The 23800-nt window shown below is 68.9% G+C and carries 27 protein-coding genes, 1 tRNA gene and 2 pseudogenes; 11 read left to right on the plus strand and 19 right to left on the minus strand.

The annotated features are described in order from the left end of the window. Positions 1-164: 164 nt before the first annotated feature. Together ACFP3H_RS08415 and ACFP3H_RS08420 are read right to left on the minus strand one after the other, a co-directional pair. Positions 165-1514, minus strand: a complete 1350-nt coding sequence (locus ACFP3H_RS08415; RefSeq protein ID WP_378602028.1) for a lipase family protein — start codon at positions 1512-1514, stop codon at positions 165-167. Continuing rightward, positions 1511-2659 (minus strand): esterase/lipase family protein, encoded by a 1149-nt coding sequence (locus tag ACFP3H_RS08420; protein WP_378602031.1) that lies wholly within the window; start codon positions 2657-2659, stop codon positions 1511-1513. Before ACFP3H_RS08420 ends, ACFP3H_RS08415 begins: the two co-directional genes overlap by 4 nt. Before the next feature lie 193 nt (positions 2660-2852). On the opposite strand from ACFP3H_RS08420, the gene ACFP3H_RS08425 reads away from it, so the two are divergent. Then, positions 2853-4127, plus strand: a complete 1275-nt coding sequence (locus tag ACFP3H_RS08425; RefSeq protein ID WP_378602034.1) for a PucR family transcriptional regulator — start codon at positions 2853-2855, stop codon at positions 4125-4127. Between the two features lie 43 nt (positions 4128-4170). Here ACFP3H_RS08425 and ACFP3H_RS08430 read toward each other — a convergent pair. From ACFP3H_RS08430 to ACFP3H_RS08440, 3 genes and pseudogenes are all read right to left on the minus strand, one after another. Then, positions 4171-4497, minus strand: a pseudogene (locus tag ACFP3H_RS08430) (transglycosylase family protein); the annotation flags it as partial. 355 nt (positions 4498-4852) lie between these two features. Further along, positions 4853-5479, minus strand: coding sequence for a response regulator (locus ACFP3H_RS08435; protein ID WP_378602037.1), 627 nt, complete (start codon positions 5477-5479; stop codon positions 4853-4855). A 10-nt stretch (positions 5480-5489) separates the two neighbouring features. Then, positions 5490-6680 carry a sensor histidine kinase gene (locus tag ACFP3H_RS08440; protein ID WP_378602040.1) on the minus strand — a complete coding sequence of 397 codons (1191 nt, stop codon included), beginning with the start codon at positions 6678-6680 and terminating at the stop codon, positions 5490-5492. 182 nt (positions 6681-6862) lie between these two features. Here ACFP3H_RS08440 and ACFP3H_RS08445 point away from each other — a divergent pair, with 182 nt between their 5' ends. Next, positions 6863-7423: a GlcG/HbpS family heme-binding protein gene (locus tag ACFP3H_RS08445; RefSeq protein WP_378602043.1), complete on the plus strand. Its 561-nt coding sequence runs from the start codon at positions 6863-6865 to the stop codon at positions 7421-7423. 54 nt (positions 7424-7477) lie between these two features. After that, positions 7478-7939 (plus strand): winged helix-turn-helix domain-containing protein, encoded by a 462-nt coding sequence (locus tag ACFP3H_RS08450; RefSeq protein ID WP_378602047.1) that lies wholly within the window; start codon positions 7478-7480, stop codon positions 7937-7939. A gap of 1 nt (position 7940) precedes the next feature. Here the strand turns inward: ACFP3H_RS08450 and ACFP3H_RS08455 are convergent, their stop codons facing one another. After that, positions 7941-8582, minus strand: a complete 642-nt coding sequence (locus tag ACFP3H_RS08455; protein WP_378602050.1) for an RNA polymerase sigma factor — start codon at positions 8580-8582, stop codon at positions 7941-7943. 62 nt (positions 8583-8644) lie between these two features. Here ACFP3H_RS08455 and ACFP3H_RS08460 point away from each other — a divergent pair, with 62 nt between their 5' ends. Continuing rightward, positions 8645-9157, plus strand: coding sequence for a DM13 domain-containing protein (locus ACFP3H_RS08460; protein ID WP_378602053.1), 513 nt, complete (start codon positions 8645-8647; stop codon positions 9155-9157). Positions 9158-9159: 2 nt separating this feature from the next. Here ACFP3H_RS08460 and ACFP3H_RS08465 read toward each other — a convergent pair whose 3' ends face one another. The 4 genes from ACFP3H_RS08465 to ACFP3H_RS08480 form a co-directional block, all read right to left on the minus strand. Further along, complete coding sequence (locus tag ACFP3H_RS08465; protein WP_378602056.1) at positions 9160-9393, minus strand: anti-sigma factor family protein; 234 nt, start codon at positions 9391-9393, stop codon at positions 9160-9162. A 69-nt stretch (positions 9394-9462) separates the two neighbouring features. Continuing rightward, entirely contained in the window at positions 9463-10422 is a 960-nt protein-coding gene (locus tag ACFP3H_RS08470) for a DNA polymerase domain-containing protein (protein ID WP_378602059.1), read from the minus strand. Positions 10423-10582: 160 nt separating this feature from the next. Then, the gene (locus tag ACFP3H_RS08475; protein ID WP_378602062.1) at positions 10583-10918 is read right to left on the minus strand and encodes a type II toxin-antitoxin system PemK/MazF family toxin; all 336 of its coding nucleotides are present in this window, start codon (positions 10916-10918) and stop codon (positions 10583-10585) included. Beyond that, a complete protein-coding gene (locus ACFP3H_RS08480; RefSeq protein ID WP_378602065.1) occupies positions 10912-11271 on the minus strand; it encodes a hypothetical protein in 360 nt (119 codons plus the stop codon). The genes ACFP3H_RS08475 and ACFP3H_RS08480 overlap by 7 nt, the downstream gene beginning before the upstream one ends. A gap of 155 nt (positions 11272-11426) precedes the next feature. Here ACFP3H_RS08480 and ACFP3H_RS08485 point away from each other — a divergent pair. The 3 genes from ACFP3H_RS08485 (at position 11427) to ACFP3H_RS08495 (ending at position 13378) form a co-directional block, all read left to right on the plus strand. Then, positions 11427-11502 (plus strand) — tRNA-Glu (locus tag ACFP3H_RS08485). Between the two features lie 107 nt (positions 11503-11609). After that, complete coding sequence (locus ACFP3H_RS08490; RefSeq protein WP_378602068.1) at positions 11610-12236, plus strand: QsdR family transcriptional regulator; 627 nt, start codon at positions 11610-11612, stop codon at positions 12234-12236. Next, on the plus strand, positions 12233-13378 hold the full coding sequence (locus tag ACFP3H_RS08495) for an acyl-CoA dehydrogenase family protein (RefSeq protein WP_378602071.1): 1146 nt from the start codon (positions 12233-12235) through the stop codon (positions 13376-13378). The genes ACFP3H_RS08490 and ACFP3H_RS08495 overlap by 4 nt, the downstream gene beginning before the upstream one ends. 46 nt (positions 13379-13424) lie before the next feature. Here ACFP3H_RS08495 and ACFP3H_RS08500 read toward each other — a convergent pair whose 3' ends face one another. The 7 genes from ACFP3H_RS08500 to ACFP3H_RS08530 all read right to left on the minus strand — a co-directional run bounded on the left by ACFP3H_RS08500 (position 13425) and on the right by ACFP3H_RS08530 (position 19238). Next, the gene (locus tag ACFP3H_RS08500) at positions 13425-14645 is read right to left on the minus strand and encodes a cytochrome P450 family protein (RefSeq protein ID WP_378602074.1); all 1221 of its coding nucleotides are present in this window, start codon (positions 14643-14645) and stop codon (positions 13425-13427) included. Continuing rightward, positions 14642-15895 (minus strand): cytochrome P450, encoded by a 1254-nt coding sequence (locus tag ACFP3H_RS08505; protein WP_378602077.1) that lies wholly within the window; start codon positions 15893-15895, stop codon positions 14642-14644. Before ACFP3H_RS08505 ends, ACFP3H_RS08500 begins: the two co-directional genes overlap by 4 nt. After that, complete coding sequence (locus tag ACFP3H_RS08510; RefSeq protein ID WP_465263753.1) at positions 15895-16482, minus strand: GTP-binding protein; 588 nt, start codon at positions 16480-16482, stop codon at positions 15895-15897. Before ACFP3H_RS08510 ends, ACFP3H_RS08505 begins: the two co-directional genes overlap by 1 nt. A gap of 4 nt (positions 16483-16486) precedes the next feature. Then, positions 16487-16831 carry a DUF742 domain-containing protein gene (locus tag ACFP3H_RS08515; RefSeq protein ID WP_378602083.1) on the minus strand — a complete coding sequence of 115 codons (345 nt, stop codon included), beginning with the start codon at positions 16829-16831 and terminating at the stop codon, positions 16487-16489. After that, a complete protein-coding gene (locus ACFP3H_RS08520) occupies positions 16828-17238 on the minus strand; it encodes a roadblock/LC7 domain-containing protein (RefSeq protein ID WP_378602086.1) in 411 nt (136 codons plus the stop codon). The genes ACFP3H_RS08515 and ACFP3H_RS08520 overlap by 4 nt, the downstream gene beginning before the upstream one ends. Then, positions 17235-18662: a sensor histidine kinase gene (locus tag ACFP3H_RS08525; protein WP_378602088.1), complete on the minus strand. Its 1428-nt coding sequence runs from the start codon at positions 18660-18662 to the stop codon at positions 17235-17237. Before ACFP3H_RS08525 ends, ACFP3H_RS08520 begins: the two co-directional genes overlap by 4 nt. A gap of 168 nt (positions 18663-18830) precedes the next feature. Further along, positions 18831-19238: a RidA family protein gene (locus ACFP3H_RS08530; protein ID WP_378602090.1), complete on the minus strand. Its 408-nt coding sequence runs from the start codon at positions 19236-19238 to the stop codon at positions 18831-18833. A 56-nt stretch (positions 19239-19294) separates the two neighbouring features. Between ACFP3H_RS08530 and ACFP3H_RS08535 the strand changes: the two genes are divergently transcribed. Next, positions 19295-19903, plus strand: a complete 609-nt coding sequence (locus ACFP3H_RS08535) for a TetR/AcrR family transcriptional regulator (RefSeq protein ID WP_378602093.1) — start codon at positions 19295-19297, stop codon at positions 19901-19903. 40 nt (positions 19904-19943) lie between these two features. Here the strand turns inward: ACFP3H_RS08535 and ACFP3H_RS08540 are convergent, their stop codons facing one another. Further along, positions 19944-20357, minus strand: coding sequence for a hypothetical protein (locus ACFP3H_RS08540; RefSeq protein ID WP_378602096.1), 414 nt, complete (start codon positions 20355-20357; stop codon positions 19944-19946). 58 nt (positions 20358-20415) lie between these two features. Further along, positions 20416-21312: a class A beta-lactamase gene (gene bla / locus ACFP3H_RS08545; RefSeq protein WP_378602099.1), complete on the minus strand. Its 897-nt coding sequence runs from the start codon at positions 21310-21312 to the stop codon at positions 20416-20418. A gap of 176 nt (positions 21313-21488) precedes the next feature. Between bla and ACFP3H_RS08550 the strand changes: the two genes are divergently transcribed. From ACFP3H_RS08550 to ACFP3H_RS26335, 3 genes and pseudogenes are all read left to right on the plus strand, one after another. Then, complete coding sequence (locus tag ACFP3H_RS08550) at positions 21489-22355, plus strand: LysR family transcriptional regulator (RefSeq protein WP_378602102.1); 867 nt, start codon at positions 21489-21491, stop codon at positions 22353-22355. Next, complete coding sequence (locus ACFP3H_RS08555) at positions 22352-23278, plus strand: serine hydrolase (protein ID WP_378602105.1); 927 nt, start codon at positions 22352-22354, stop codon at positions 23276-23278. Before ACFP3H_RS08550 ends, ACFP3H_RS08555 begins: the two co-directional genes overlap by 4 nt. 117 nt (positions 23279-23395) lie before the next feature. After that, positions 23396-23647: pseudogene (locus ACFP3H_RS26335) on the plus strand (hypothetical protein); the annotation flags it as partial. Positions 23648-23800 lie beyond the last annotated feature (153 nt).

A 23800-nucleotide genomic window follows, 5' to 3' on the forward strand; every position in this document is an offset into this window, starting at 1 on the left:
TCGACGGCGGGATCGCGCGTGAGCGGGGTGTGGGCGGACCGACGCCGAGCCCGCGCCGACTCAGCGCGCTCGCGCCCGAACCGACGACAAGCCGACCCGGCGGCACGTCGAACCACGACGGCGCGACAGCGGTCCGGTCGAGGCCACCGACCCGCTCGTCGACGTCACCCGGCGGCAGCGTTCTGGACAGCGCCCGAGCGTTCGGAATCGTGGTGACGCAGGTCGGTTCGCCCTTCGGTTGAGTCCCCGATCGGCAGAGCCAGCAGCATCCGCACCACCAGCCGCAGGAAATCCAGGTGCGTACGCAGCGCTCGTGGCGATCGGGCGACCGAGGTGACGGTGCACGTGCCGGTGGGCGCGGGCACCCCGGCGAAGCGGTCGGTGATCCAGTCGAGAATCGCTGGGACGATGAGGAATTCGAGCGGCAGGTGCGAGCCCCGCCGGATCCGCAGATACCGCACCGTCGCCCCGGCCCGCCGATATCGCTCCACGTGGGCGTCGATATCGGCAACCGCGATCACCTCGTCACGCACGCCTTGCAGAACGAGCAGCGGGGCCGAGGGCGCGCGGGTGCCGGGTTCGATGTCGGACAGCACCCGTTGCAGCACAGGCTCTTCGAGCAACTCGGCCAAGCCGTCGCGCAGGTGATGGGTGATGTCGCGACGCAGGAACCGCAGCAGCAGGGCGAAGGTGCTGCGTTCCTCGGCTTCGGCCAGCAGCGCGCGGTAGTCGACATCGAGGTGTTCGTTGAGGACCGCGCCGAGTTCGGGGTAGGCATGGCGCAATCCCGCGACGAACGCCGCCGGAAAACCGGCGAACCACCCGCCGTTGAGCCGCACGAACGCCGCGGCCGGATCGCCCACCGGCGACCCCGCCGCCGCGCCGACGATATTCAGCTCCGGCGCGTAGTCGGCGGCCAGTTCCGCCGCCCACGCCGTCGCCAATCCGCCCCCGGAATAGCCCCACAGCGCGACGGCAGTGGTCGCCGTCAAACCCAGCGGCGCGTACCCCAGCGTGGCCCGGATACCGTCCAGCGCACGGTATCCGGGCTCGCGGGCGGCGCCGAACCGACCACCCAACCCCTCGTGATCGGGCACCGAGACCGCCCATCCCTGCGCCAACGCCATCGCGATGATGGGCAGTTCCAGCGGCGCGATGGACCCGATGGTCCGCGCGCCGCGACGCAGGGCATAGGACGGAAAGCACTGCGGGGCAACGGCATCGATCGCACAGTGAAACGAGACCAGGTGCCGGGGCCGCGCGGGCAACCCCCACGGCAGCAACACCGTCGTCACCGACACCTCCGGCGCACCGTCGAGATCGCAGGTGCGATACAGCAACTGCCATGCGGTGATTCGTTGGCGCACCACCCCGAACAGCGCGACCTCGACCGGCCTGGACCGCACCACCGCACCCGGTGCGAGCAGGTCCAGATCGGGCGGGGTGGCGTAGAAGGGGTCGTCGGGCGGGAGCAGCGGCGCGTCCCGCCATGCCGCCGCGAGTTCGAGCCTCACAAGCTGCCGCCGCCACCGAAGAACCACGGGTTGAACGTGCAGACCAGCGCGGGAGCGTGGGCGGGGTCGAGTGCGCGCAGGGTGATCGAGGCGACGCGCGGGGAGTACATCATGGTCAGGTGGTCGGAGATGTCCTGCTCGCAGCCGTCCTGCAGGGTGATGTTGTCGACGGTCGCGTTGGGTCCGGCCGTCAGGAACGCCCAGTCGTAGGGGTTGGTCACCTCGTCGTAGCGGGTGGCGACCGAGGTGTAGGAGACGCCCGGCACGGTGTCGCCGTTGGCGTTGAGGGTGGCGTAGAACTCCGAACCGACGGCCTGTTCGATATTGGCCACCCCGACCATCGGCCGGTAGAAGCCGAGAATGTCGATGCCGATGTTGTTGATCATGCGACCGAGGGTGGCCAGGCCCATCAGCGAGGTGCCGTGGTGGGTGGCGCCGAAGGTGACCAGCTTGTCGACCTTGGCCTGGCCGCCGTTGAACTTGAGGAAGTGGTTGGCCACGGTGCCGCCCTGCGAGTGCCCGACGATGTCGACCTTCTCGGCGCCGGTCGCGGCCAGGACGCGATCGACGAAGGTGGCGATCTGCGCCGACGAGTCGACCATCGAACCCACCCCGTTGCGACCGGGCAGGATCGGCGCGATCCCGCCGCCTTCCAGCAGCCCGGACTTGCCGAAGTTGAAGGTGAACACGCAGTACCCGGCCTCGGCCAGGCGCGGGGACAGGTACGCGAAGGTGTCGTAGGCGTTGAGCCAGGTGCCGTGCAGCAGCACGACCGGGCGCGGGTGCGCGGCCGAGGGCTCGCACCCCCACCGGTTGGCGCCGGCAGGCGAGTCGTCGGGATTGACCAGGCCGTGCACCAGCGCGGGCAGGTAGGCCGACATCGCCGGGCCCTCACGCAGGGCGTCGGTGGCTCGGCTCAGCGAGGCCGAGCCGGAGCTGCTGCCGGAATCGGCGATGACGGTGGGGGTGCGACCGTCGGCGGCGGGGTGCAGGCCCGCCTGGATGAATTCGGCCAGCGAGTCGAGCGTCGGTTCCAGCGGGGTGGCCACCGCCGGTGCGGAGCCCAACGCGGTGGCCGCGCTCAGTACCGCGGCCAGACCGAGCCCACACAGGGCACGACGAAGAGAGTGCGACGTTGCAGTCATGGGTATCACTTCCGTAGATCCGCGCCGGTGAGCAGGGAGCTCGGAGGCGCTCTGCGAATCTATGACCGGCGACACAGTGATGTCACTGCACCCGGAAACGAGAAAACCTGGACCGGCTTGTCGCGGGAACCAAGTTCTGTGCGGATTCGATCTGGCTGCCCCTGTACGGCCTGTCTTCGGTCACAATCGAGTCATGCTCGCTGAACACCCCGTTTCCGCACCCCCCGCCGTGTCGACGCTCACGGCCCGCCTGCTGACCCGCTGGCCGCAGATCGCCGAGCGCATGCTCGCCGAGGGTCTGGGTTCCACGCTGTCGGAGGAACTACCCGACGGGCACTTCACGGCCGAGGTGTTGCCCACGATCTACGCCTGCGGGCGGGCCGTGCTCGAGGCGATCGGCGCCGACCGGGAGTTCTCCCAGGCCGAGGTCGCCACCTTCGTCGGCCCGGTCGCCGAGCGCCACGCCGAGGACCGGTTGCCGCTGCCGATGCTGATCGGCGCGATCCACGGGTCGGCGCAGTCGGTGTTCGCGGAGATGCTGATGGTGGCCGAGCCCACCGAGAGCGCGGCGGTGGCGGTGGTCGGCGCCCGCCTGCTCGACCTGCTCCGGCACATCAATATGACGGTGGTGGAGACCTACACCGAGGTCGAGCAGTCGATCTACCACGCCGAACGCGAGGCGCGGCGGGAACTGTGTTCGGCGCTGGTGCGCGGTCTGCCCGCCGAGGAACTGGCCGCGCGCGCCGACACCGTCCTGGCCGAGCGGTACACGGTGCTGGCCATCCACCTGAGCGAGCCCGCGCGCGTGGGCACCGCCGCCAACCTGGTGACCCGCCGGCGCATCCGGGTGTTGCAGCGCGCGCTCGACGAACTCACCGGCACCACCACCCCGGCCACCTTCGACGGCACCCGCGGCATCGCGCTGCTGAGCGACAACGCCGACACCGATCTCGTCGACGCGCCGAAGTTCGACGAACTCGCGCAGCGGCTGGCGGCCCAGTTCGGGGTGGCGGTCTATCTGGCCGAATTCCCCGGCGTGGAACGCGAACACATTCCGACCACCGCCCAGGACGCCACGGAGCTGACCGAACTCGCGCGGCTGCGCGGCAAGCCCGGCGGCTGCTATCGACTCGACGATCTGCTGCTGGAATATCAGCTCACCCGGCCGGGCCCGGCCCGAGAACGCTTGGCGCAGCGCGTGGTTCCGCTGCTGAACAGCCCGCACCTCATCGAAGCGCTCGAGGCCCATCTGCGCCACGGCGCCGACCGCAAAACCGCCTCACGGCGAATTCACGTCCACCCCAATACTTTCACCTACCGGTTGCGGCGCATTGCCGAACTCACCGGTCTCGACCCGTCCGATCCGACGGATTCACGCATGCTCGCGGCGTCGTTGACGGTGTATCGACTGGATATGTTGGACAACGAAAAAACCCGCTATTCGACGTGTGCATCGAATAGCGGGTAATTCGTTTCCCGACAAGGAAAGTCTTTATCGAGCAGCGGCCTTACAGGTAGGCGCCACACACGGGCCACGCGCCGGGGCCCTGGCCCGCGAGGGTGTTCTCGGCCACGCGGATCTGCTCTTCACGGCTGGCGTTGTGGGCCTGGCCGGTGCCACCGTAGGCTTCCCAGGTGCTCTGCGAGAACTGCAGGCCGCCGTAGTAGCCGTTACCGGTGTTGATGTTCCAGTTGCCTGTGCTCTCGCACTGCGCCACCGCGTCCCAGTTGTTCGCCGAGGCGGTCGCGGTGGTCAGACCGGCCGGAACGGCGATCATCGCGCCGGCGACAGCGGCGATACCAAGGGCACGGGTGGTGAACTTGCGATTCAAAGACATAGAGTATTTCCTGCCTGCGCCCACCGACTCGGTGATGGAAACTACCGCGTCCCTGCCCCTCAGTCATGTCGGGGATCCTCGAATCGCGGGGCAGGATTTCCGGCGTTCTGCGATTCGATTCGGCTCGGGTTGTTGTTCAAGCCGTGATCGAATGTAGCCCGAATGCGCCGAGAGATCACGTACCGATTACGGGGCTTTTTGTAGCGCGCATTGTCCAAACGAACACTGTTCCTCGCAGGTCGGCCGTGACAAATCCGTAATAACATTACTGTGGTTAAGGCCCGTAATTGTGATGGGGCTCACCGGCAACGAGAGACCCCGATCACTCGATCTCCCGGCAATTCGGACACCGAGATCAGGCGAGAAGTCGCTTCTCGGTGGCGACCGCGACGGCCGCGGCGCGGGTATCGACGCCCAATTTGTCGTAGATGCGGCCCAGGTGCGTCTTCACCGTGGCCTCGCTGATGTGCAGGGCGCGGGCGATCTCGCGGTTGCCCAGGCCGTGCGCGAGTTGGCCGAGGATGTCGAGTTCGCGGGCGGTCAGGGTCGGGCCGGGGTTGCGCATTCTGGCCATCACCCTGGCCGCGACCGGCGCGGACAGTGTCGTCTGCCCGCTCGCGGCGGCGTGGATGGCGGCGAACAGCTCCTCCGGCCGCTCGGCTTTGAGCAGGTAGCCGGTGGCGCCGGCTTCGATCGCGCGGGTGATGTCGGCGTCGGTGTCATAGGTGGTCAGGACGAGCACGTGCGGTGCCTCGGCCGAGCTGGTGATGCGGCGGGTCGCTTCGACGCCGTCCATCTCCGCGCCCAGTTGCAGGTCCATGAGCACGACGTCGGGTCTCAGTTCGGCGGCGAGCGCGACCGCGCTCGGTCCGTCGGCGGCCTCGCCGATCACCTCGATGTCGGGTGCGCTGGCGAGCAGGGCGCGCAGTCCGGCGCGCACGACGGCGTGATCGTCACAGATCAACAGGCGCACAGTGGTCACGACGGCGATGCTAGCGGGCGCAAGGGTCGCCGCCCGTCGTGTCCAGCGGGATCGCGGCGGTGAGGACCGTGCCGTCGCCCGGGGCGGACTCGATGGTGCAGGTGCCACCGAGTTGGCGCACCCGCGCGCGGATCGCGGGCAGGCCGTGGCCGCGGTGTTCGGCGCTCGCGGCGTTCGTGGCGGGGTCGAAGCCGACGCCGTCGTCGGCGATGTCCAGCACGATCTGGTCGTCGAGGCTGGTCAGGGTGATCGTGGTGACGGTCGCGCCCGCGTGTTCGCGCACATTGGCCAGCGCGCCCTGGGCCACGCGCAGCAGCGAGGCCTCCACCCGCTGCGGGAGCGGGCCCGGTGTTCCTTCTATATGGCAGCGCACGGTCCAGGTGTCGGTGGACTCGCGGTCGGCCAGCGCGGTCAGCGCGGCGGGCAGGGATCCGCCCGCGGCCAGGTCGGCGGGTGCGAGGTCGTGGACGAAGCGGCGGGCCTCGGTGAGGTCACGTTCGGCGATCGCGGCGGCCGAGCGCAGATGGGTGTGCGCGAGCTGCGGGTCGCTGTCCCAGACCAGGTCGGCGGCCTGCAGCAGCATCCGCTGACTCGACAGACCCTGGGCCAGGGTGTCGTGGATTTCCATCGCGAGGCGTTGCCGCTCGGCCAGGGTGCCCTCGCGGCGCTCGGTGGCCGCGAGTTCGCGTCTGGTCCGCACGAGGTCGTCGATGAGCGCGGACTGCCGCTCGGCCTGCCGACGCATCCCGACGAACAACGCCGTGGTCACCGCCGCCACCGCGGGCGGGGCGAGCACCAGATTGGGATCGAGCCAGCCCGCGATCCGCACCTCGCTGAACACCACCAGCCCGGTGAGCACCACGACCAGGATCACCGCGACCCGCTCGGACAGGATCCGCAGCCCGGTATAGACCAGCGGCACCGCGCACCAGGCGAAGCTCGGCGCGAGCACCACCAGCACCGACCAGGTGAGCACCAGCAGCGAGAACCAGACCAGCCTGCCGGACCGGCGCAGCTCGCTCACCGCGTAGAGCACGGCGATGAGCACCGAGAGCACCACGATCAGCGGCGTCGAACGGGTGTCGCTGTGTTTGATCAGCCAGCGCAACAGCGACGCGGCCAGCAGTACATAGAAGGCACTGTGCACGATCACGGCGAGCAGTCGCGAGTCGTCGCTCTCCTGCCTGATCGCCTGGGTCATACCGGCCATTGTCACCCCGGTCCCGCGCGCGGCGGGTCATCCGATCGGTTGACCCGGGTGTCGACCGATCCGGGCGCCGAGTCCAGCCGCTTCGTCGATTCGCCGACGCCGCCGACCGAACAGGATGGAGAGCACAAGGCCGCGGCACCGCCGAGCGGCCCGAATCCCCTCTAGGAGCAGCTATGACCAGCACGTTCATCACCCGCAACCGTCTCATCGTCGCCGGTGCCACCGCCGCGGTGATCGGCGCGGGCGTGGTCGGCGTCGTATCCGTCCAGGCCCAGGATCAGGACCCCGCCGCCCGCACCCCCGTCGTCGCCGACACCGCCGACGCCAACCTGAGCCGCTCCACCCACCTCACCGTCGCCGCCGCGACCGAGGCCGCCCAGGCCGCCCTCGACGCCGCCGCGAAGGAGAACCAGCGCGTCAGCGTCGCGGTGGTCGACCGCAACGGCAACGTCATCGTCACCCTGCGCGGCGACGGCGCGGGCCCGCAGTCCTACGACGCCGCCCAGCAGAAGGCGTTCACCGCCGTCTCCTGGAATGCCCCCACCAGCGAACTGTCCGAGCGCCTGAAGTCCGCCCCGCACCTGGCCGACATCGACGGCACCCTGTTCCTCGGCGGCGGCGCCCCCGTGAAGTCCGCCAACGCCCCCATCGCCGGCATCGGCGTCGCGGGCGCCCCCAGCGGCGACCTGGACGAGAAGTTCGCCCAGGCCGGCGTCGCGTCACTGGGCAACTGACACCCTCAGCGGCCGCGCTGTAACGTCGCGCGGTTTCGCGGGCACTCCACACCCATGACGCAGATCCGCACCACTGTCCTTGTCGCCGAAGGTAACCCGTTCCTTCTCGAACTCGTGGGCCGCCACCTGCGCAGTCTCGGCTTCGCTGTCGAATCGGGGGACCGGCCGGGTTCGCTGCGGATCCGGTGCGCCGCGACCGCCGAGCCCGACGCGCTCGTCGACGGCGCGATCCGGGTGTTGCCGACCGCGCAGCTGGTCTATCTCGACGACGTGGCGGTGGGGCTCACCGTGCGGGAGTTCGCGCTGCTGGTGTTCCTGATGCGCCATCGCGGCCAGGTGTTCACCCGGCCCGAGCTGTTGCGGTTGGTGTGGGGCTGGGAGGTGGGCGATCTGTCGACGGTGACGGTGCACGTCAAACGTCTGCGCGCCAAGCTGGGCGAACACCACCGCATCGACACCGCGTGGGGTCGCGGCTACGGCTGGGCGCGCGGGGACGCCGGCGAGCAGGCCGGATAGCTCAGCGGTGCTGGAAGTACTGCTCGAGGTGGGTGCGCACCGCGGCGCGGGCCCGGTGCAGGATCACCCGCTGATTGCCCGCGGAGATCTCGAGCAGTGCGCACACCTCGTCGCTGGAGTAGCCCTCGATATCGCGCAGGGTCAGCACCGCGCGGTGTCGTTCGGGCAGCGCGGCGACCGCGGCGGCGAGTCGGCGGCCGAGTTCGGCGCGTTCGGCGGCGTCCTCGGGTTCGGACCAGGGCTGGGGTTTCTGGCCGATCGCCCAGTGGCCCGCGTACCGGTCGCCGGGCGGGCGGAAGCGGTGCGGGTCGACGGCCGGGGCCTCGTCCTCGGGCAGCAGGGTCGCGAACGGGACCGTGCGATGCTCCTTGATCCCGCGTTTCTTGGCGGTGTTGACCAGGATCCGATACACCCAGGTCTTCAGCGAGGACCGCCCCTCGAACCGGTCGATGCCCCGCACCACCGCCAACCACGCCTCCTGGACCACTTCCTCGGCCGAGGCGTCGGTGGAGACGAACGACCGCGCCAACCGCACCATCGACCCGGACCAGGCGTCGACGACGAGAATGAACGTCGAATCGGCCCCGGCGCGCAGTTCGGCGACGAGGACGTCGTCCGGGGGCAGGGTGCCGTGGTCTCGCACGGCGCCAGATTACCGCCGCGGATCGGTGTAACGCGCGGGCCGGGTGCGGGAACGGAACAGCCATGGCAGACAAGGAGAACACCGTGAACCACCGTCGCACCGCGCTCAGCGTCCTGGCGGTCGGGCTCGTCGCCGCGCTGGCGATCGGGCTGTATCTGTTCCAACCGTGGCGACTGTTCACCACGACGACCGTCGACGAGGCGCCGGTCACCGCGATGGGCGGCACCGCGCTGACGGTCCTGGCGACCGGCGAGTTCGTCTCGCACGAACACGCCACGACCGGCACGGTGCAGTTGCAACGCACCCCGGAAGGCACGCTCGTCCTGCGGATCAGTGATCTGCGCACCTCCGACGGGCCCGCGCTGCGGGTGTGGCTGACCGATCAGCCGGTGACCGACGACTGGCACAACTTCGACGACGGCGACCACGTCGACCTGGGCGCGTTGAAGGGCAACGAGGGCAATCAGAACTACGAACTGCCCGCGGGCACCGAGATCTCGACCCTCGAGTCGGTCAGTATCTGGTGCGCCCGATTCCACGTGTCCTTCGGCGCGGCGACGCTGAGCAAAGCCTGAGCTCAGGCGGGGCGGTGCCAGTCGCGAAACGCGGCGAGCAAGGTGGTGCGCGCCTCGCCCGAGAGCTGTTCGGGGCCGAGTTGACCGAGGTCGGCGGTGGTGCGGCGGATCTGATCCAGATACACGTCGCACCCGTCGCACTCGGCGAGGTGGGCGAGGAACGCCGACTCGGTCGGCTCATCGAGGGCGCCGTCGAGGAAGCGGGTGACCAACTCGACGAATTCGTCGCAGTCCATCCGGTGGCTCCTCTCTCGCTGGGCCCAGCATAACGCCGCCCCTGTTCAGAGCCGGTTCGGGCCGCGGCGTTACGCCTGCTCCGCGCGGCGGGCGCGGGCGCGACGTTTGCCCTCGTGCATGGCCTGGACCCGCGCGATCGGGATGGTGTGGCCTTCGTCGATCAGATCCTGCGGAAGTGCTTGGGGCGCGGGCATTTCCGTGGCCCACGGGTCGTCGTCGCCGAGCAGTTCCTCGGCGGTGCGCAGGGTGAAATCGGCCGGGGTGACCGAGTCGATGTCGTTCCAGCGCAAGGGAAACGAGACCGGCACGCCGGGGCGGATGCGGGGACTGTAGGCGGCGATCACCGTGGCGCCACCCGCTCTGGTCGAATCCAGGAAGACCTTGCCGTGGCGGTCCTCCTTGATGAACGCGGTGGTCCCGACGCTCGGATCGATCCGCTCGGCCCTGGCCGCGATCGCCCGGGTGGCGGCCGCCGCGTCCTCGATGGCGACGCCCGGTTCGACCGGCACGAAAACGTGTAAACCCTTGGCACCACTGGTCTTCACCGCCCCCGCCAACCCGTCGGCCGCCAACGCCGCCCGAATCAGCTGCGCCCCCGCAGCCGCGTCCGAGAAGCTCTGTCCCGGCGAGGGATCCAGATCCAACACCAGATGCGTCGGCCCCGCACTGTGGTCCACCGGCAACAACTGCGGGTGATACTCCACCGCCCGCTGATTCCCGAACCACAACAGCGTCCGCACATCATCGCCCACCGCGTAGGTCACCTCCCGATGCGAACTCTCCGCCCACACCGTCGCCCGCGGCACCCACTCCGGCGTGTACTTGGGCAGATTCTTCTGCATGAACGGCTCCTGCCCCGGCCGCACCCGCACCACCGACAACGCCCGCCCCCGCAACACCCCCACCATCCGCTCCCCCACGAACTCCAGATACTCCACCAATTCCCGCTTCGTCACCCCCGCCCCATCGAACAACCCCTGATCAAGATTGCTCATCTCCACCCCACCGCGCGACTCTTTGCTGGTCATCCGCCCACCCTCCCCGCGAACCCGAACCAGGTCAACCACCACTCCGGTGGGTCAGCGCACAGTCGGCGGCATCGCGAAGATCTGGTGCGTCACGGCGCAGGTGATATGCCGGAGGGTCTGGTGAGCCGGTGTCAGCGCCGGTTCGAGGCATCGGTCGACGTCACAACCCGAGAACCAGTCGGACCGCGCCCTCGACTCGTCGCAGCTCGTTCGGCGCAAGCAATCCCAGTCGTCGTCGTAGCCGCGTTTTCGCCACGGTGTGCAAGTCCGCACAGTTCACGTATGACTCGTCGTACTTGGTCAGTCCGCAGTCCGCCCCGATCGGAATGTGCGTGGTGCCCGGCCCTGAAGTGCCGGTGATCAGAGCAACGGACACCGCAGTCAGCGGTTCCGCGATCCGATTCACCGTCAACACAACCACGGGATGGGGCCCGAGAGGATTCGACAACGCGCACGCCCATACCTCGCCTCGCAGCGGCGTGCCGATGTTCACCACGGCATATCGTCCGCTGCCGCAAGTTCTGCGGCGCTGGGTTCCACCACACCATCGGGCAGCGGCGCATGTTGCCCGTAGAACGCGCGAATCTCCTCTGCCGCGTCGATCTCGGCCGCTTCCCGAGCCAGTAGCCTCAACCCCTCCCGGAGCGCATCCGACGTCGAACCGAGCTGAAGCGTCCGCATGACCTGCTCGAGCGCCTCGATTTCGTCACTGCGGAGCCGAACCTGAGCTAGCCTGCTACGCCCGAGCACTGCGCCGGATTCACGCTTGACCGGCACAGGCTTCTTGCCTGCCCGCTTCCGCGATGTTGCGGAGGACCTTTTCTCACCGTCCTGTCGTACAGATGTCATACACACAGCATGGACCGAGGGACGACACGCGTCAAGCGCGGGGCCGCGACTCGACCGGTCCACCAGCGGGACGTCCGACCACTCGTTTTGGTCGATCGACAGGTTGTCGGCTATCGTATGTTCCGCGCGGTTCACCGGTGGTGGGCTGTGGTTCTGGCCCCGTCGTCTAGCGGCCTAGGACGCCGCCCTCTCAAGGCGGTAGCGCGGGTTCGAATCCCGTCGGGGCTACCAGGAACTCCTCGGTCATGTGACCGGGGAGTTTTTCTTTGCCCATCGTGCAACGTATTGACAGATGTTGCATAGTTCATACACTGTAGGAAACGGTGCAGGGAGGTGACGTGATCGAGCAGACGGCGTTGGCCAGGCGGCTCGAGGAAGCGGCGGCGCGTCCCGATGCGGTGAGTGCGTTCCGGGCCGCGCGGGCGGTGTTCCTGGCGGGGCAGCGGCTCGAGATGAAGGAACTGGCGGTCGCGCTCGGGGTGAATCGGGCCACGCTGTTCCGGTGGGTCGGCGGGCGCGACGAACTGCTGGCCGAGGTGATCTGGTCGGTGGCCGAGCCCACGTTGCGGCGCGCGGCCGCGGCGGCGCCGGGTACCGGCGCGCACCGGATCGCCACCGCACTGGGCGATTTCGCGCACGCCACCAACACCAGCGACGCGTTTCGCCAGTTCCTGCTGCGCGAGCCCGAACGCGCCCTTCGTCTGCTCACCACCCGCGCCGGTTCCGTGCAGCACCGGATCGTCGCGATCGTGGAAGACTTGCTCGCCGAAGAGATTTCGGCGCGGACACTCGATCCGCTGCTCCCGGTGCCGGAGTTGGCGCTGCTGCTGGTGCGGATCACCGAGACGTTCATCTACACCGATGTCATCAGCGGTGCCGAACCCGATGCGGCCAAAGTCGTTCAGGCATCGCTGGTTCTGCTGGGCGAACGGCCCGAAAAGTATGTCAGGGAAAGGACACCATGAAGCGCTCCATCTACACCGAGGACCACGAGGCCTTCCGCGCCTCGGTCGCCGAGTTCGTCAAGCGCTCGATCGAGCCCAATGCCGAACGCTTCGTCGAGGAGCGCGCGATCGACCGTGACACCTGGCTCGCGGCAGGCGAATTGGGCTACCTCGGCCTCGGTGTGCCCGAGGAGTTCGGTGGCAGCGACGCGGGCGACTACCGGTTCAACGCGGTGTTCGGCGAGGAGCTGTCCAAGGCGAGCGCCGCGCTGGCCTCCTCCTTCGGCATCCACTACGACGTGTGCGCGCCGTACCTGGTCGAGCTGACCACCGACGAGCAGAAGCAGCGCTGGCTACCGAAGTTCTGCACCGGCGAGATCATCACCGCCATCGGCATGACCGAGCCCTCCGGCGGCTCGGACCTGGCCGCGCTCAAGACCACCGCCGTGCGCGACGGTGACGACTGGATCATCAACGGCTCGAAGACGTTCATCACCAACGGTTTCAACGCCGACCTGGTGATCGTGGCCGCCCGCACCAGCCCGGAGAAGAAGGCCAAGGGCATCACCCTGTTCGCGGTCGAGACCGGAATGGAAGGGTTCACCCGCGGGCGCAAGCTCGATAAGGTCGGCCAGCCCGAATCCGATACGGCCGAACTGTTCTTCGACAATGTGCGCGTCCCCGACGCCAACCGTCTCGGCGAGGTCGACCGCGGCTTCATCGCCATGATGGAGCGCCTGCCGCAGGAGCGCGTCGGCGCCGCGGTCTCCAATCTCGCGCACGCCGCGGCGATTCTGGACGAGACGCTGCAGTATGCCAAGGAGCGCAAGGCTTTCGGGCAGCAGATCGGCAGCTTCCAGTACAACAAGTTCCTTTTCGCCGAACTGGTCACCAAAGTCGAAGTGACACAGGCGTTCGTCGACCAGTGCATCGCCGCGCACGCCGAGGGTGAGCTGTCGGCGGTCGACGCCGCGAAGGCCAAGTGGTGGTCGGCGCAGGTGCAGAACGACGTGCTCGACGCGTGCGTGCAGTTGCACGGCGGCTACGGCTACATGCGTGAATACCGGGTCGCGCGAGCGTGGATGGACGCGCGGGTCACCAAGATCTGGGCCGGCTCCAACGAGATCATGAAGGAACTGATCGGGCGCGATCTGGGCCTGTAGTGCGGCCGCCGCGCCCGGTTCGCGAGAACCGGGCGCGACGATCGACTCAGTTCAGAATGATCGGCAGGGCGGCCAGGTCGTTCTGGGTGAGCACCGGCAGGTTGCCGATCTCGCTGTCGGGCACCGCGAGTCGCAGCTGCGGGAAGCGGGCGAACAGCGCGGGCAGCGCGATCGCGGCCTCGAGTCGCGACAGGGCCGCGCCGGGGCAGATGTGCGGTCCGTAGCCGAAAGCCAAGTGGCGGTTGGCCGTTGCGCGGGTGACGTCGAAGTCGTCGGCGGTCTCGCCGTGCACGGCGGTGTCGCGGCCGATCGCGCGGTAGGACATCACCACGCCCTCACCCTTGGCGATCACGGTGTCACCGACGGTGATGTCGTCGGTGGCGAAGCGCATGAGCAGGTGCGACACGGGGCCGTCCCAGCGCAGCGATTCCTCGATGACCTGCTTCCATTCCACGTCGCCGGCAAGGACTTTCGCCAACTGCTCGGGCTCGCCCAGCAGCGCGCGCACCGTGTTGATGATCAGGCTGACGGTGGTCTCGTGCCCGGCGGCGACGAGTGCCTTGATATTGCCGATCGCCTCCTCCTCGGTGAGCGGTTCGCCGCCCTCGTCGGCGGTGATGAACGCCGAGGTGAGGTCGTCGGCCGGGTCGGCGATCTTGGCCCGCACCAGGTCGGTGAAGTACACGTCGAGATCGCCGATGACCTGTAGTCGCTCGTCCTGCGGGGTCATCACCGAGAAGAACTTCTTGTACCAGTCGAGCAGCTGCTCGTGGTCCTCGCGCGCGACGCCCATCAGGTCGCCGACCACCCGCATCGGCAGCGGGTAGGCGAAGACCTGCTTGAGGTCGACCGGGGCGCCGTCGGCACCGGCGGCGGCGAGGTCGTCGAGCAGTTCGGCGGTGAGCTGTTCGATCACCGGACGCAGCTGCTCGAGCCGGCGCGGGGCCAGCGCCTGGGCGGTCTTGAGCCGCAGGCGGCGGTGCTCGGCCCCGTCGACGCTGAACATCGAGCGGTCCACATCGACCATGCCGATCAGCGGCCACTGGTTGTTCACCACGCCGTCGGCGTAGAGCGACCACGCGTTGATGTCCTTGACCAGTCGGGTGTCGGTGGTCAGCTGGCGCGCGATCGCGTGATCGGTGATGGTCCAGGCGGGGACACCGAGCAGGTCGATCTTGGTGATCGGGCCGAGTTCACGCAGTCGGGCGGTCTCCGCGTTGAGGTCACCGACCATGGGATCGATGGCGAAAGGGCATGGGGAACTCACGAGAAACCTCCGACGGGTCGAACCGGTGTGAAACGAACGGGCAGTGCGGACATGCCCCGAAGGAAAGCCGAAGGTCGCCGGGTGAGTTGATCGGCGGGTACTGCCAGGTCCATGTCGGGCAGCCGGTCGAGCAGCACCTCGATCCCGGTCCTGGCGATGATCTCGGCGATCTGCTGCGCCGGGAAGGGGCAGCGGTATTCGCCGTAGCTGAACGCGAAGTGGGCGTTGTTGCCCGTGGGCACCGAGCCGCCCTCGGAAAACGATTGCCGCACATGCGGATCGAGGTTCGCCGCGGCGAGCCCGAGCAGCAGCATGTCGCCGGCGCGAATCGTCTTGTCGGCCAGGCGGGTATCGCGCGCGGCCCAGCGACCGGCCAGGATCGAGGTGGGGCCCTCTTCCCACAGCACCTCGCTCATGGCCTCGCCGACGCTGCGTCGGCCGCCGCCGAGCGCGTTGGCGAAGCGGTCGTCGGTGAGCATCAGTCGCATGGAGGTGCCGAGCCAGTCGGCGGTGGGCAGGTGACCCGCGGCGGTGATCGCCATCAGGTCCATGATGTATTCCTCGTCGGTGAACGGCTCGGGATCGGCCAGCATCAGCGACACCAGATCCCCACCGGGACGGGCCTTCTTGGCCGCGAGCAGCCGCGCCATGTGTTCGCCGAAGCGCGCGTGCCCGGCCTGGGCGTCGGCGCCGCCGTCGGCGAGCATCTTGATCACCAGGGCCAGATCGGCCGCGTCGACATCGGGCAGGCCGAGGATGCGGGCCAGGGCCAGCACCGGCAGCCGCACCGCGAACTCGGCCATCAGGTCGGCGGTGCCGCGACCGCAGAACCCGTCGATCAGCCGATCGGCGATTTCCTCACAGGCACGGCGTAATTCGAAGTGGTCGACCGCGTCCAGCGCCGGTTCCACCATCGCCAGATGACGGCGGTGTTCGGCGCCCGCGGTGAAGTAGATCGAGGGCATGGGCCGCCCGACCATCGGCAGCAGCGGCCAGTCCTCGGGCACCCGACCCCACTGGTTCCACAGCGACACATCGCGCGGGAACAGCAGCGGATCGCTGGTCACCTGGTGCAGTTCGCGGTAACCGATGATCAACCACGCCGGAAACCCGCCGGGCAGTTCGACTTCCACGACGGGACCGTGATCGCGGCGCATCCGCCGGTAGACCTCGTGCGGTTCGATGTGGAACTCGGGGCCGCTCAGCGGCACCGCGCCGGTGATCGGGCAGGCGCCGGTGGGGGTGCTCATCAGACTGTCTCTTCCTGTGGGACAGCGGAATACAGGTGTTCGACCAGGGCGATCAACACCTGCTTGCTCGATTCGCGCGAGCGCGCGTCACACATCACCAGCGGCACCGCCGGATCGAGGTCGAGCGCCTCGCGCACTGTGTCGGGCGAATGCGACTCACCGAAGTCGTTGCAGGCCACCACGAACGGGGTGCCCTGGTGTTCGAGTCGGTCGATCGCGTACCAGGAGTCGCTGATCCGGCGCTGATCCACGAGCACGATCGCGCCGAGCGCACCGGTGAACAGCCGGTCCCACAGGAACCAGAACCGTTGCTGCCCCGGCGCTCCGAACAGGTACAGCACGTGTTCTTCGTCGAGGGTGATGCGGCCGAAGTCGAAGGCGACGGTGGTGGTCGACTTGCCGGGAATGCCGGCGGTGTCGTCGACCTCGGCGCCGACATCGGTCATGGTGGCTTCGGTGTCGAGCGGGCGGATCTCGCTCACCGAACGCACCAATGTCGTTTTACCGACACCGAATCCGCCGATGATCACGATCTTGAGCCCGTGCCGTGCGGTGTCGTGCAGCGGGGCTCTCGACCGCTCGGGCACGTTCTCAGAGCTTGCGAAGTCCAACGAGCACCTTCTCGAGGGTGGAAGCATCCAGCGACATCGCCGCCGACAGTGGTGGGCGAACGGTGATCTTGCCCGCGAGCAGCAGATCCGAGAGCACCACGGTGGCGACCCCGACGGGCAGGCGCAGCTCGGCCGCGATCTCCACCACCGCGGTCGGGGCCCGACACATCTCCAGGATCGCCGTCTGCTCGGAGGTCATGCCCGCCACCGGCGCGGATTCGCTGACCACCAGCGTGACCAGGTCGAAGTCCTCGGTGACGGGGGCGCGGCCGCCGGTCAGGGTGTAGAACCGGTCGGGGTCGTCGTCGCGCCCCGCCCTTGTCATCGCGCACCCGCCACTCTCGGCTGGGCCGCCAGGTGTTCGCCGAGCTGTTCGACCAGTTCGTGCATGGTGTGCCCGACCAGCCCGGCGTCGGCGTCCTCGGCGGCGACCACCGCTAAGTGCGCGCCGCGTCCCGCCTCGACCACGAACAGGATGCCGCCGTAGAACTCGGTCATCGACTGGCGAACTCCGCCACGCCCGTCACCGAACTCGACGGAAGCCCCGTGCGACAGGCTCTGGAATCCGGCGGCGATCGCGGCCAACTGGTCGGCGCGGTCGACGTCGAGTTCCGGGGTGTGGCAGATCTTCAGGCCGTCACCGGACAGCAGCAGGGCGTGGCGGGTGCGCGGGGTGCGGGCGAGCAACTTCTCGAGCAGCCAACCGAGGTGTGCTGAGGCAGTGGTGGTCATCGGTCCTCCAAGGGGTCGGGAGCCGTGGCGGCGCTGCCAGGTTCGTCGGATGTGGGATTGCGGCCCGGCGCCGAACGCTGAAAGGCCCCGAGCGCAGCGGGTTTCGACGGTGGGGCGGTCGCGGGTGTGGTGTTGGTGAGTCCCTCCGGGTGGACCCGCGCCAGGGTGTCGCCGCGGCGACGTTTCGGCAGCGAGGGTGTCGCGCCGTTGGTCTCGGGGCGCGCGTGCTGACCCAGCGCTTCCACGGCGTCGGTGTCGAAGGATTCGCCGAATTCCATGGTGCCGGTGTCGGTTCGGCGCGGGATGGGGCTGTCGAACTGGCTCAGGGTGGGTTCGGGGGTTCGCGGGGCGGGGAGCACGTGGCGGCTGCGGCGTTCGGCGCGGGCGGTGAGCTCGCGCGGGATGACGACGACCACGGCGGTGCCGCCGATGGCCGAGGGCCGATACGACACGGTGAGTTCGTGTTTGCGCGCCAGGTGACCGACAACGGCGAGCCCGAGCCTGGTCCCCGACAGCGACGCCAGATCGGCGCCCTTGCCCTGCAGGTTGCGCCCGCTCACGGCGGCTTCGGCCCGACGCAGCGCCGAATCGCTCATGATCAGGCCGCTGTCCTCGATCGTGATCACCACGCCCGCAGGCACTTCCGCGGCGTAGACATGCACCTCGGTGGTCGGCGGGGAGAAGTTGCAGGCGTTGTCGAGGAGTTCGGCCAGGGTGTGCATGACGCCCTCGGCGGCGTGCCCGGCGATGCCGATCTCGGCGATGGCACGCAACCGCACGCGCTGATAGCCGGCCACCCGACCCATCGCGCCGCGCAGAATCGATTCCATCGCAATGGGTTTGGCCCAGCGCCGACCGGTGCGGGCGCCGCTGAGCACGGCGATGCTGTCGGCGAGGCGACCGGCCTGGGCGGTGCGGTGGTCGATGTGGAGCAGGTCGGTGAGCACGCGCGGGTCGGCGTGGCGGTGTTCCATCTCGCGCAGCTCGGCCAGCATGGAGGTGGTCATCGCCTGGATGCGGCCCGCGGCTCCCGAGAAGGCGGCAAGGGCGGCGGCCCCGCGTCGCGAATTCTCTTGTGCTTCCCAGGCATACGCGGCGGTGTGTTCGTCGGCGCGGGCCACCCGCTCGTTCGCCTCGGCGACGGTGGCGGCCAGCTGCTGCTCGGCCCGCTCGGCGGCGGCGGCGCTGTCTCGCGCCCGTGCGCCCTGGCGCTGCGCGAACCACACTGCGGGACAGCCGATCAGCGCCGCGGACAGGGCTGCGGCGAGGACCGGGAATCCGATGTGCGGTGGTGCGAAGACCGTGGTCACGATGCCGATCGCCACCAGCGCGACAGCGGCGCCGATCACCGCGAACCCGGTGCCACCGGCCTGTTCCGACGCAGCGTTCGCCGGTGCCGTCGGCCGTACTTCCGCAGTACTCACAGTCCCCCAGCCATCCGGTTGTGAACTCGAACACGCAGCAAGGCAGCCTGTTCCAATTTCGGAGTGAGCATAACGAGGGCTCACGTCGCTTGCCACTCGAGGAGACGGGGTTCACTACTCGTTCCGGCCCGTGTCACCATAGAATCTGGTACGGTCCAACAGTTTTCCTCAGTCCAGCACCGCGGTGGCCTCCACTTCGACCAGCAGGTCCGGCTCGCCCAGTGCGGCGACACCGATCAGGGTGATCGGCTTGACCGGATCCACCCCCAGCTTCGCCGCCGCCCTGGCCACCCCTTCGCCCAACAGCGGATATTTCTCCGGGCCCCAATCCACGACATAGATGGTCAGCTTCGCGACATCGTCGAACGAGCCGCCGATACCCGCCAGCGCGGTACCGATATTGAGATAGGCCTGCTCGACCTGCGCCGCGAAATCGCCTGCCCCCACCGGGTTTCCGTCCGCGTCGCGCGCCACCTGCCCGGCCAGGAAAACCAACCGCGTGCCCGTGGCGATCGAGAGTTGCCGATACACCTCCGGTGCGGGCAGTCCCGCCGGATTGACCAGTTCCACCGTCATGCCGTCTCCCATCGTCGGTTGGCATTTACCATAGCAATGTTATGTATTCTGTGGCTATGGCCAGGACGAAGAATCCCGCGGTGCGATCGATGCTGATCGACCGGGCGGCGCTGCTGTTGCGCGAGCGGCGGCCCGTCACGCTGCGTGGACTGGTGGCCGGGACCGAGGTCTCGACGATGGCCGTCTACACCTATTTCGACGGCATGGACGGTCTGTGGCGGGCGGTTCGCCAGGAAGGTTTCACGCGTCTGGCTGCCCGGTTGGCCGAGGTCGTGACCACCGACGATCCCGTGCACGACCTGGCCGCGCTCGGCAGTGCCTATCTGGCGAACGCCGTGGCCAATCCCGATCTCTACCGGGTGATGTTCGATGCCGGGTTCGAGCTCGAGGACGCGCGAGCCGCCGATGCCACTCTCGAACGGCTGGTGAGCGCGGTGGACGCGGGGCGTTCGGCCGGCCGGTTCCGCCCCGCGACCGACCCGCTGGACCTGGCCACGCAGAGTTGGGCCGTCGGCCACGGGCTGGCCGGGATGGTCGCGACCGGTCCCCTGCCCGCGGCCGCGCTGGGTTACGGCATCCCCATGCTCACGGCGCTGTTCGTGTCGGCCGGTGATGAACCGTCGCGTTGCGCGGCGTCGGTTGCCTCGGGTTGGCGTCTACGTTGAGCGCGTTGCCGGGGATGCCGATCCGACGCTCGGGCGTGGTTCAGAGGGCGATGCAGCCGGAGCCGGTGTCGATGCCGGAGCCGACGCTGACGGGCAGTCTGGTTTCGGGCCAGGCGTCCGGCTGAACGGCGTAGATGTAGGTGATGTCGGTCCTGGACGGCACCCAGGTGGCCGACGCGACACCGTCGACGGGGGTCGCCTCGGCGAAGCCGCTGGGACCCTGGCCCTCCTCGAAGAAGTAGACCTTCTTGGAGTTGTCGTCCACGGTGACGTTGACGGTGTAGGAGCAGGTCGTGCCGTAGGGATGCAGGCCGAAGGAGGCCGAGGGCGCGATGTCGATGCCGGTGACGGTGGCCGACGCCGGGGGCGCGGCGACGGCGGCGAAGCCCGCGACGACGGCGGCCGCGCAGGCGGTGCGACGCAGGGTAGCGGGGGCGGTGAGGGTTCGCTTCATGGGTGAATCTCCTGGTCAGTGAGCCGATCGGGCGCGGGTGACGGGCAGAAGTGTCTAGTCATTTGATCCCGTCGACGGCGACTTTCGTTACTTCGGCTACGAGATCGTTGGATGGTTCGGCGTCCTGTTCGGACTTGGTGGTCAGGACCGCCAGGACCACGGGAGCGCGCCCCGGCGGCCACGCGACGGCCACGTCGAGAGCGGAACCGTAGGCCGGGGTGCCGGTTTTGTCGCCCACCTTCCAGTCGGTCGGCAAGCCCGCTTCGATGCGTTCGGCGCCGGTGGTGTTGGCGAGCAACCAGTCGGCGAGTTGGGTGCGTTCGGGTTCGCCGAGGACGTCGCCGAGCACGAGCGCGCGGTAGTCGGCGACCAGGGCGGCGGCGGTGGTGGTGTCGCGTTCGTCGCCGGGGACGGCGGTGTTGAGCTCGGGTTCCCAGCGGTCGAGGCGGGAGACGGAGTCGCCGAGGGTGCGCAGGAACGCGGTGAAACCCGCTGGGCCGCCCAGCAATCGGAGGATGAGGTTGCCCGCGGTGTTGTCGGAGACGGTGATCGCGGCGTGGCAGATCGCGGCCACGGTCATGCCGGTGTCGGTGTGTTTCTCGGTTTCGGGCGAATTCACCACGATGTCGGCGGGGGTGTAGTGGATGACCTGGTCGAAGTAGCCGGTGGCGAGCGGATGTGCTTGCAGCAGAGCGCCGCACGCGAGTCCCTTGAAGGTCGAGGCCATCGGGAAACGCTCGTTCTCGCGATAGTTCACGGTCGCACCGGAACCGGTGTCGACCACCGAGAGTCCCAGTGTGGCACCATATTTCGTTTCCAGATCGGCGAAAGACGGCGTGGCCGTGACAGTTGTCGTCGGGGCCTGTTCGGTGGTCGAGCAGGCCGTGAGGGCCGAGATCGCCAGGGCGACGGCGGCGATCCGAATGTGCGGGCGGGGTACGCGGGTGGCGGTCACCGGTGCACGACATCACCGAGAGCCGGTGCGTGGCCAATATCGGACAGCACCCTGGACGAGTCGCGGTTGATATCACCGCAGGTAGGGGCTGGTAAATCGGGGGCGACACCGGTGCGCGACCGGGCCGTCCCCGCCGTTCGACCGAGTCGCGGCGCGGGCGCTGGTTCAATGGCGTGATGGATCTGATCCGCCACCTCCGGTTCTTCGTCTCCGTCGCGGAGGAAGGCCACTTCGGGCGGGCGGCAGCGGCTTTGGACATGACCCAACCACCCCTGTCGCAGGGCTTGCGGCGCCTCGAACAGCACCTCGATGTCGAACTCATCCACCGCACCAGCCAGGGCGCGCTGCTCACCACCGCCGGCCGCCAACTGCTGCCGCGCGCCCGGTTGCTCGTCGACGACGCCGACCGGCTGCTCGCCGAGTCCCAGCGGATCGCCCAGCTCAGCGGCACCGTGCGGTTCGCGGGGACGAGCGCGCTGTCCGACCGGTTGGTCGCCGCCTGCGTCGCGGGACTGCGGGCGGCGGGCGGACGGGTGGCGACCACGCTGGGCTCGACCGTCGATCTGGTCGCGGACGTGCGTGCGGGGGTGTGTGATGTGGCGGTGGTCGAGCATCCGGCGCTGGTCGACGGGGTGGAGGCCGGGCCGGTGGTGAAGTTGCCGCGCTGGTTGGTGGTGCCGGCCGATCACCGCACCACCCGCACCGAACGGCCCACTTTCCCGATGCTGGCCGGGCTACATTTCGCCCATCCACCACGGGCGGCCAACCCGCCCGCCTTCGACGCGATGGTCGATCTGCTGCGGGAGCGGGGGCTGGATGTGCCGTCGCTGGCAGCTCCCGACGACCGCGCGGTGTTGGCCGCGGTCGCCGCCGGAACGGGTTTCGGCGTCACCGCCACCTCCCCGACGCCGATGCCCGGAGTCGCGTGGTTGACCCTGGCGCCGCAGTCGGTGGCGTTGCGGGTGCGGGTGATTCGGCGTTCCGATGCCGGTGCGCAGGCCGAGGTGCTCGATCGGGTGCTCTATCGAGAGCGGTTGCGATGAACGGTCCCGAGCGCCACGGTTCCGGATCGGACGACGGGACCGCGGCGGCACGGATTCGCGCGGTGTTCGCGGACGCGGGGTGTGCGGGTCGGCTGCATGCGCGGCGGTGTGACGGCTCGCCCGGTGAGGTGTGGGTGGGCTCGGACGAGCGGGTGGTGATCGCGTCGGTGTACAAGTTGCTGCTGTTGGCGGCGTTCCTGCGCCAAGTCGACCGGGGGCTGATCGATCCCGCGCACCGCCTCACCATCGACCCGGCCGACTGCACGCCCGGCCCGACCGGCCTTGCCGCACTGCATGATCCGGTGACGCTGAGCCGTCGCGACCTGGCCACCTCGATGATGACCGTGTCGGACAATGCCGCCGCCGATGTGCTGCTCGGCGAGGTCGGGCTCGCGGCGGTGAGCGAGCTCGTCGACGAACTCGGACTCACCGGCACCCGTATCCTCGGCGGCACCGCCGACCAGCATCGCAGCCTGGTGCGCGATACCGACACCCACAGCACCGCAGACGCTTTCGCGGCGCTGGCCGACAATGACGAGGCGTGGACGGTGTCGGCCTACGACCCGTCCTATGCCAGTGCGACCACGCCCGAGGAGATGACCCGGTTCCTGGGGAAGCTGTGGTCGGGCGAGGTGGTGTCCACGGCGAGTACGGCATTCGCGCGGGCGGTGATGGCCAAGCAGATCTGGCCGCATCGCATCACCGCCGCGTTCCCGCATCGCGGCGTGCTCGTCGCGGGCAAGACCGGCACCATCGGGGTGATCCGCAACGAGGTCGCGGTGATCGAGTTCCCCGGTGAGACACCGGTGGCGGTCGCCGTGTTCACCCGCGCCGCACGGGCCGATCCGGTGCTGCCCGTGGTCGACGCCGCGATCGGCGAGGCGGCGCGGATCGCCGTCACCGAACTGCGCCGTCCGCGCTGACCGCGAGCCGCCCAACGACCATGGTTAGCATCGTCGTTTGTGGGTGGAGATTCTTCCGGCTTCGGCCGAGTACGCAAGGTCGGAATCGCGGCGGGGGCGCTGAGTGTCGCGCTGGCGGTGGCGACTCCGCTACTGCCGGTTCACCAGCAACGCGCCACCTTGGACTGGCCCCAACCCCAATCGCTGCAACTCAGCGCCCCGCTGGTGGACTACGTGCCGCTCTCGCTCGAGCTGAGCATCCCGTGCACCGCCCTGCGCGATATGACCGGCGGAACCGTGCTGTCCACGGTCCCCGCGCAGGCGCCACGCGCGGGGTCGAAGGGGTTGGTCGCGCGGATCGAGGAACGACCGGGCGACGGTCGAACGCTGTCGGTGGTGTTGCGCGACAAGGTGCTGTTGAGCGCGCCGATCACCGATATCGCCACGCCCCGTCCGCCGGCCGAACCCGATTCCGACGCCGAGGGTCCGCAGGCTCCGGCCGCCAGAACGGGAGTTCCTTCGCAGCCGACGGGTGCACCCGCT

This window comes from Nocardia lasii (genome assembly GCF_042658545.1).
GTDB classification, from domain to species: Bacteria; Actinomycetota; Actinomycetes; order Mycobacteriales; family Mycobacteriaceae; genus Nocardia; species Nocardia lasii.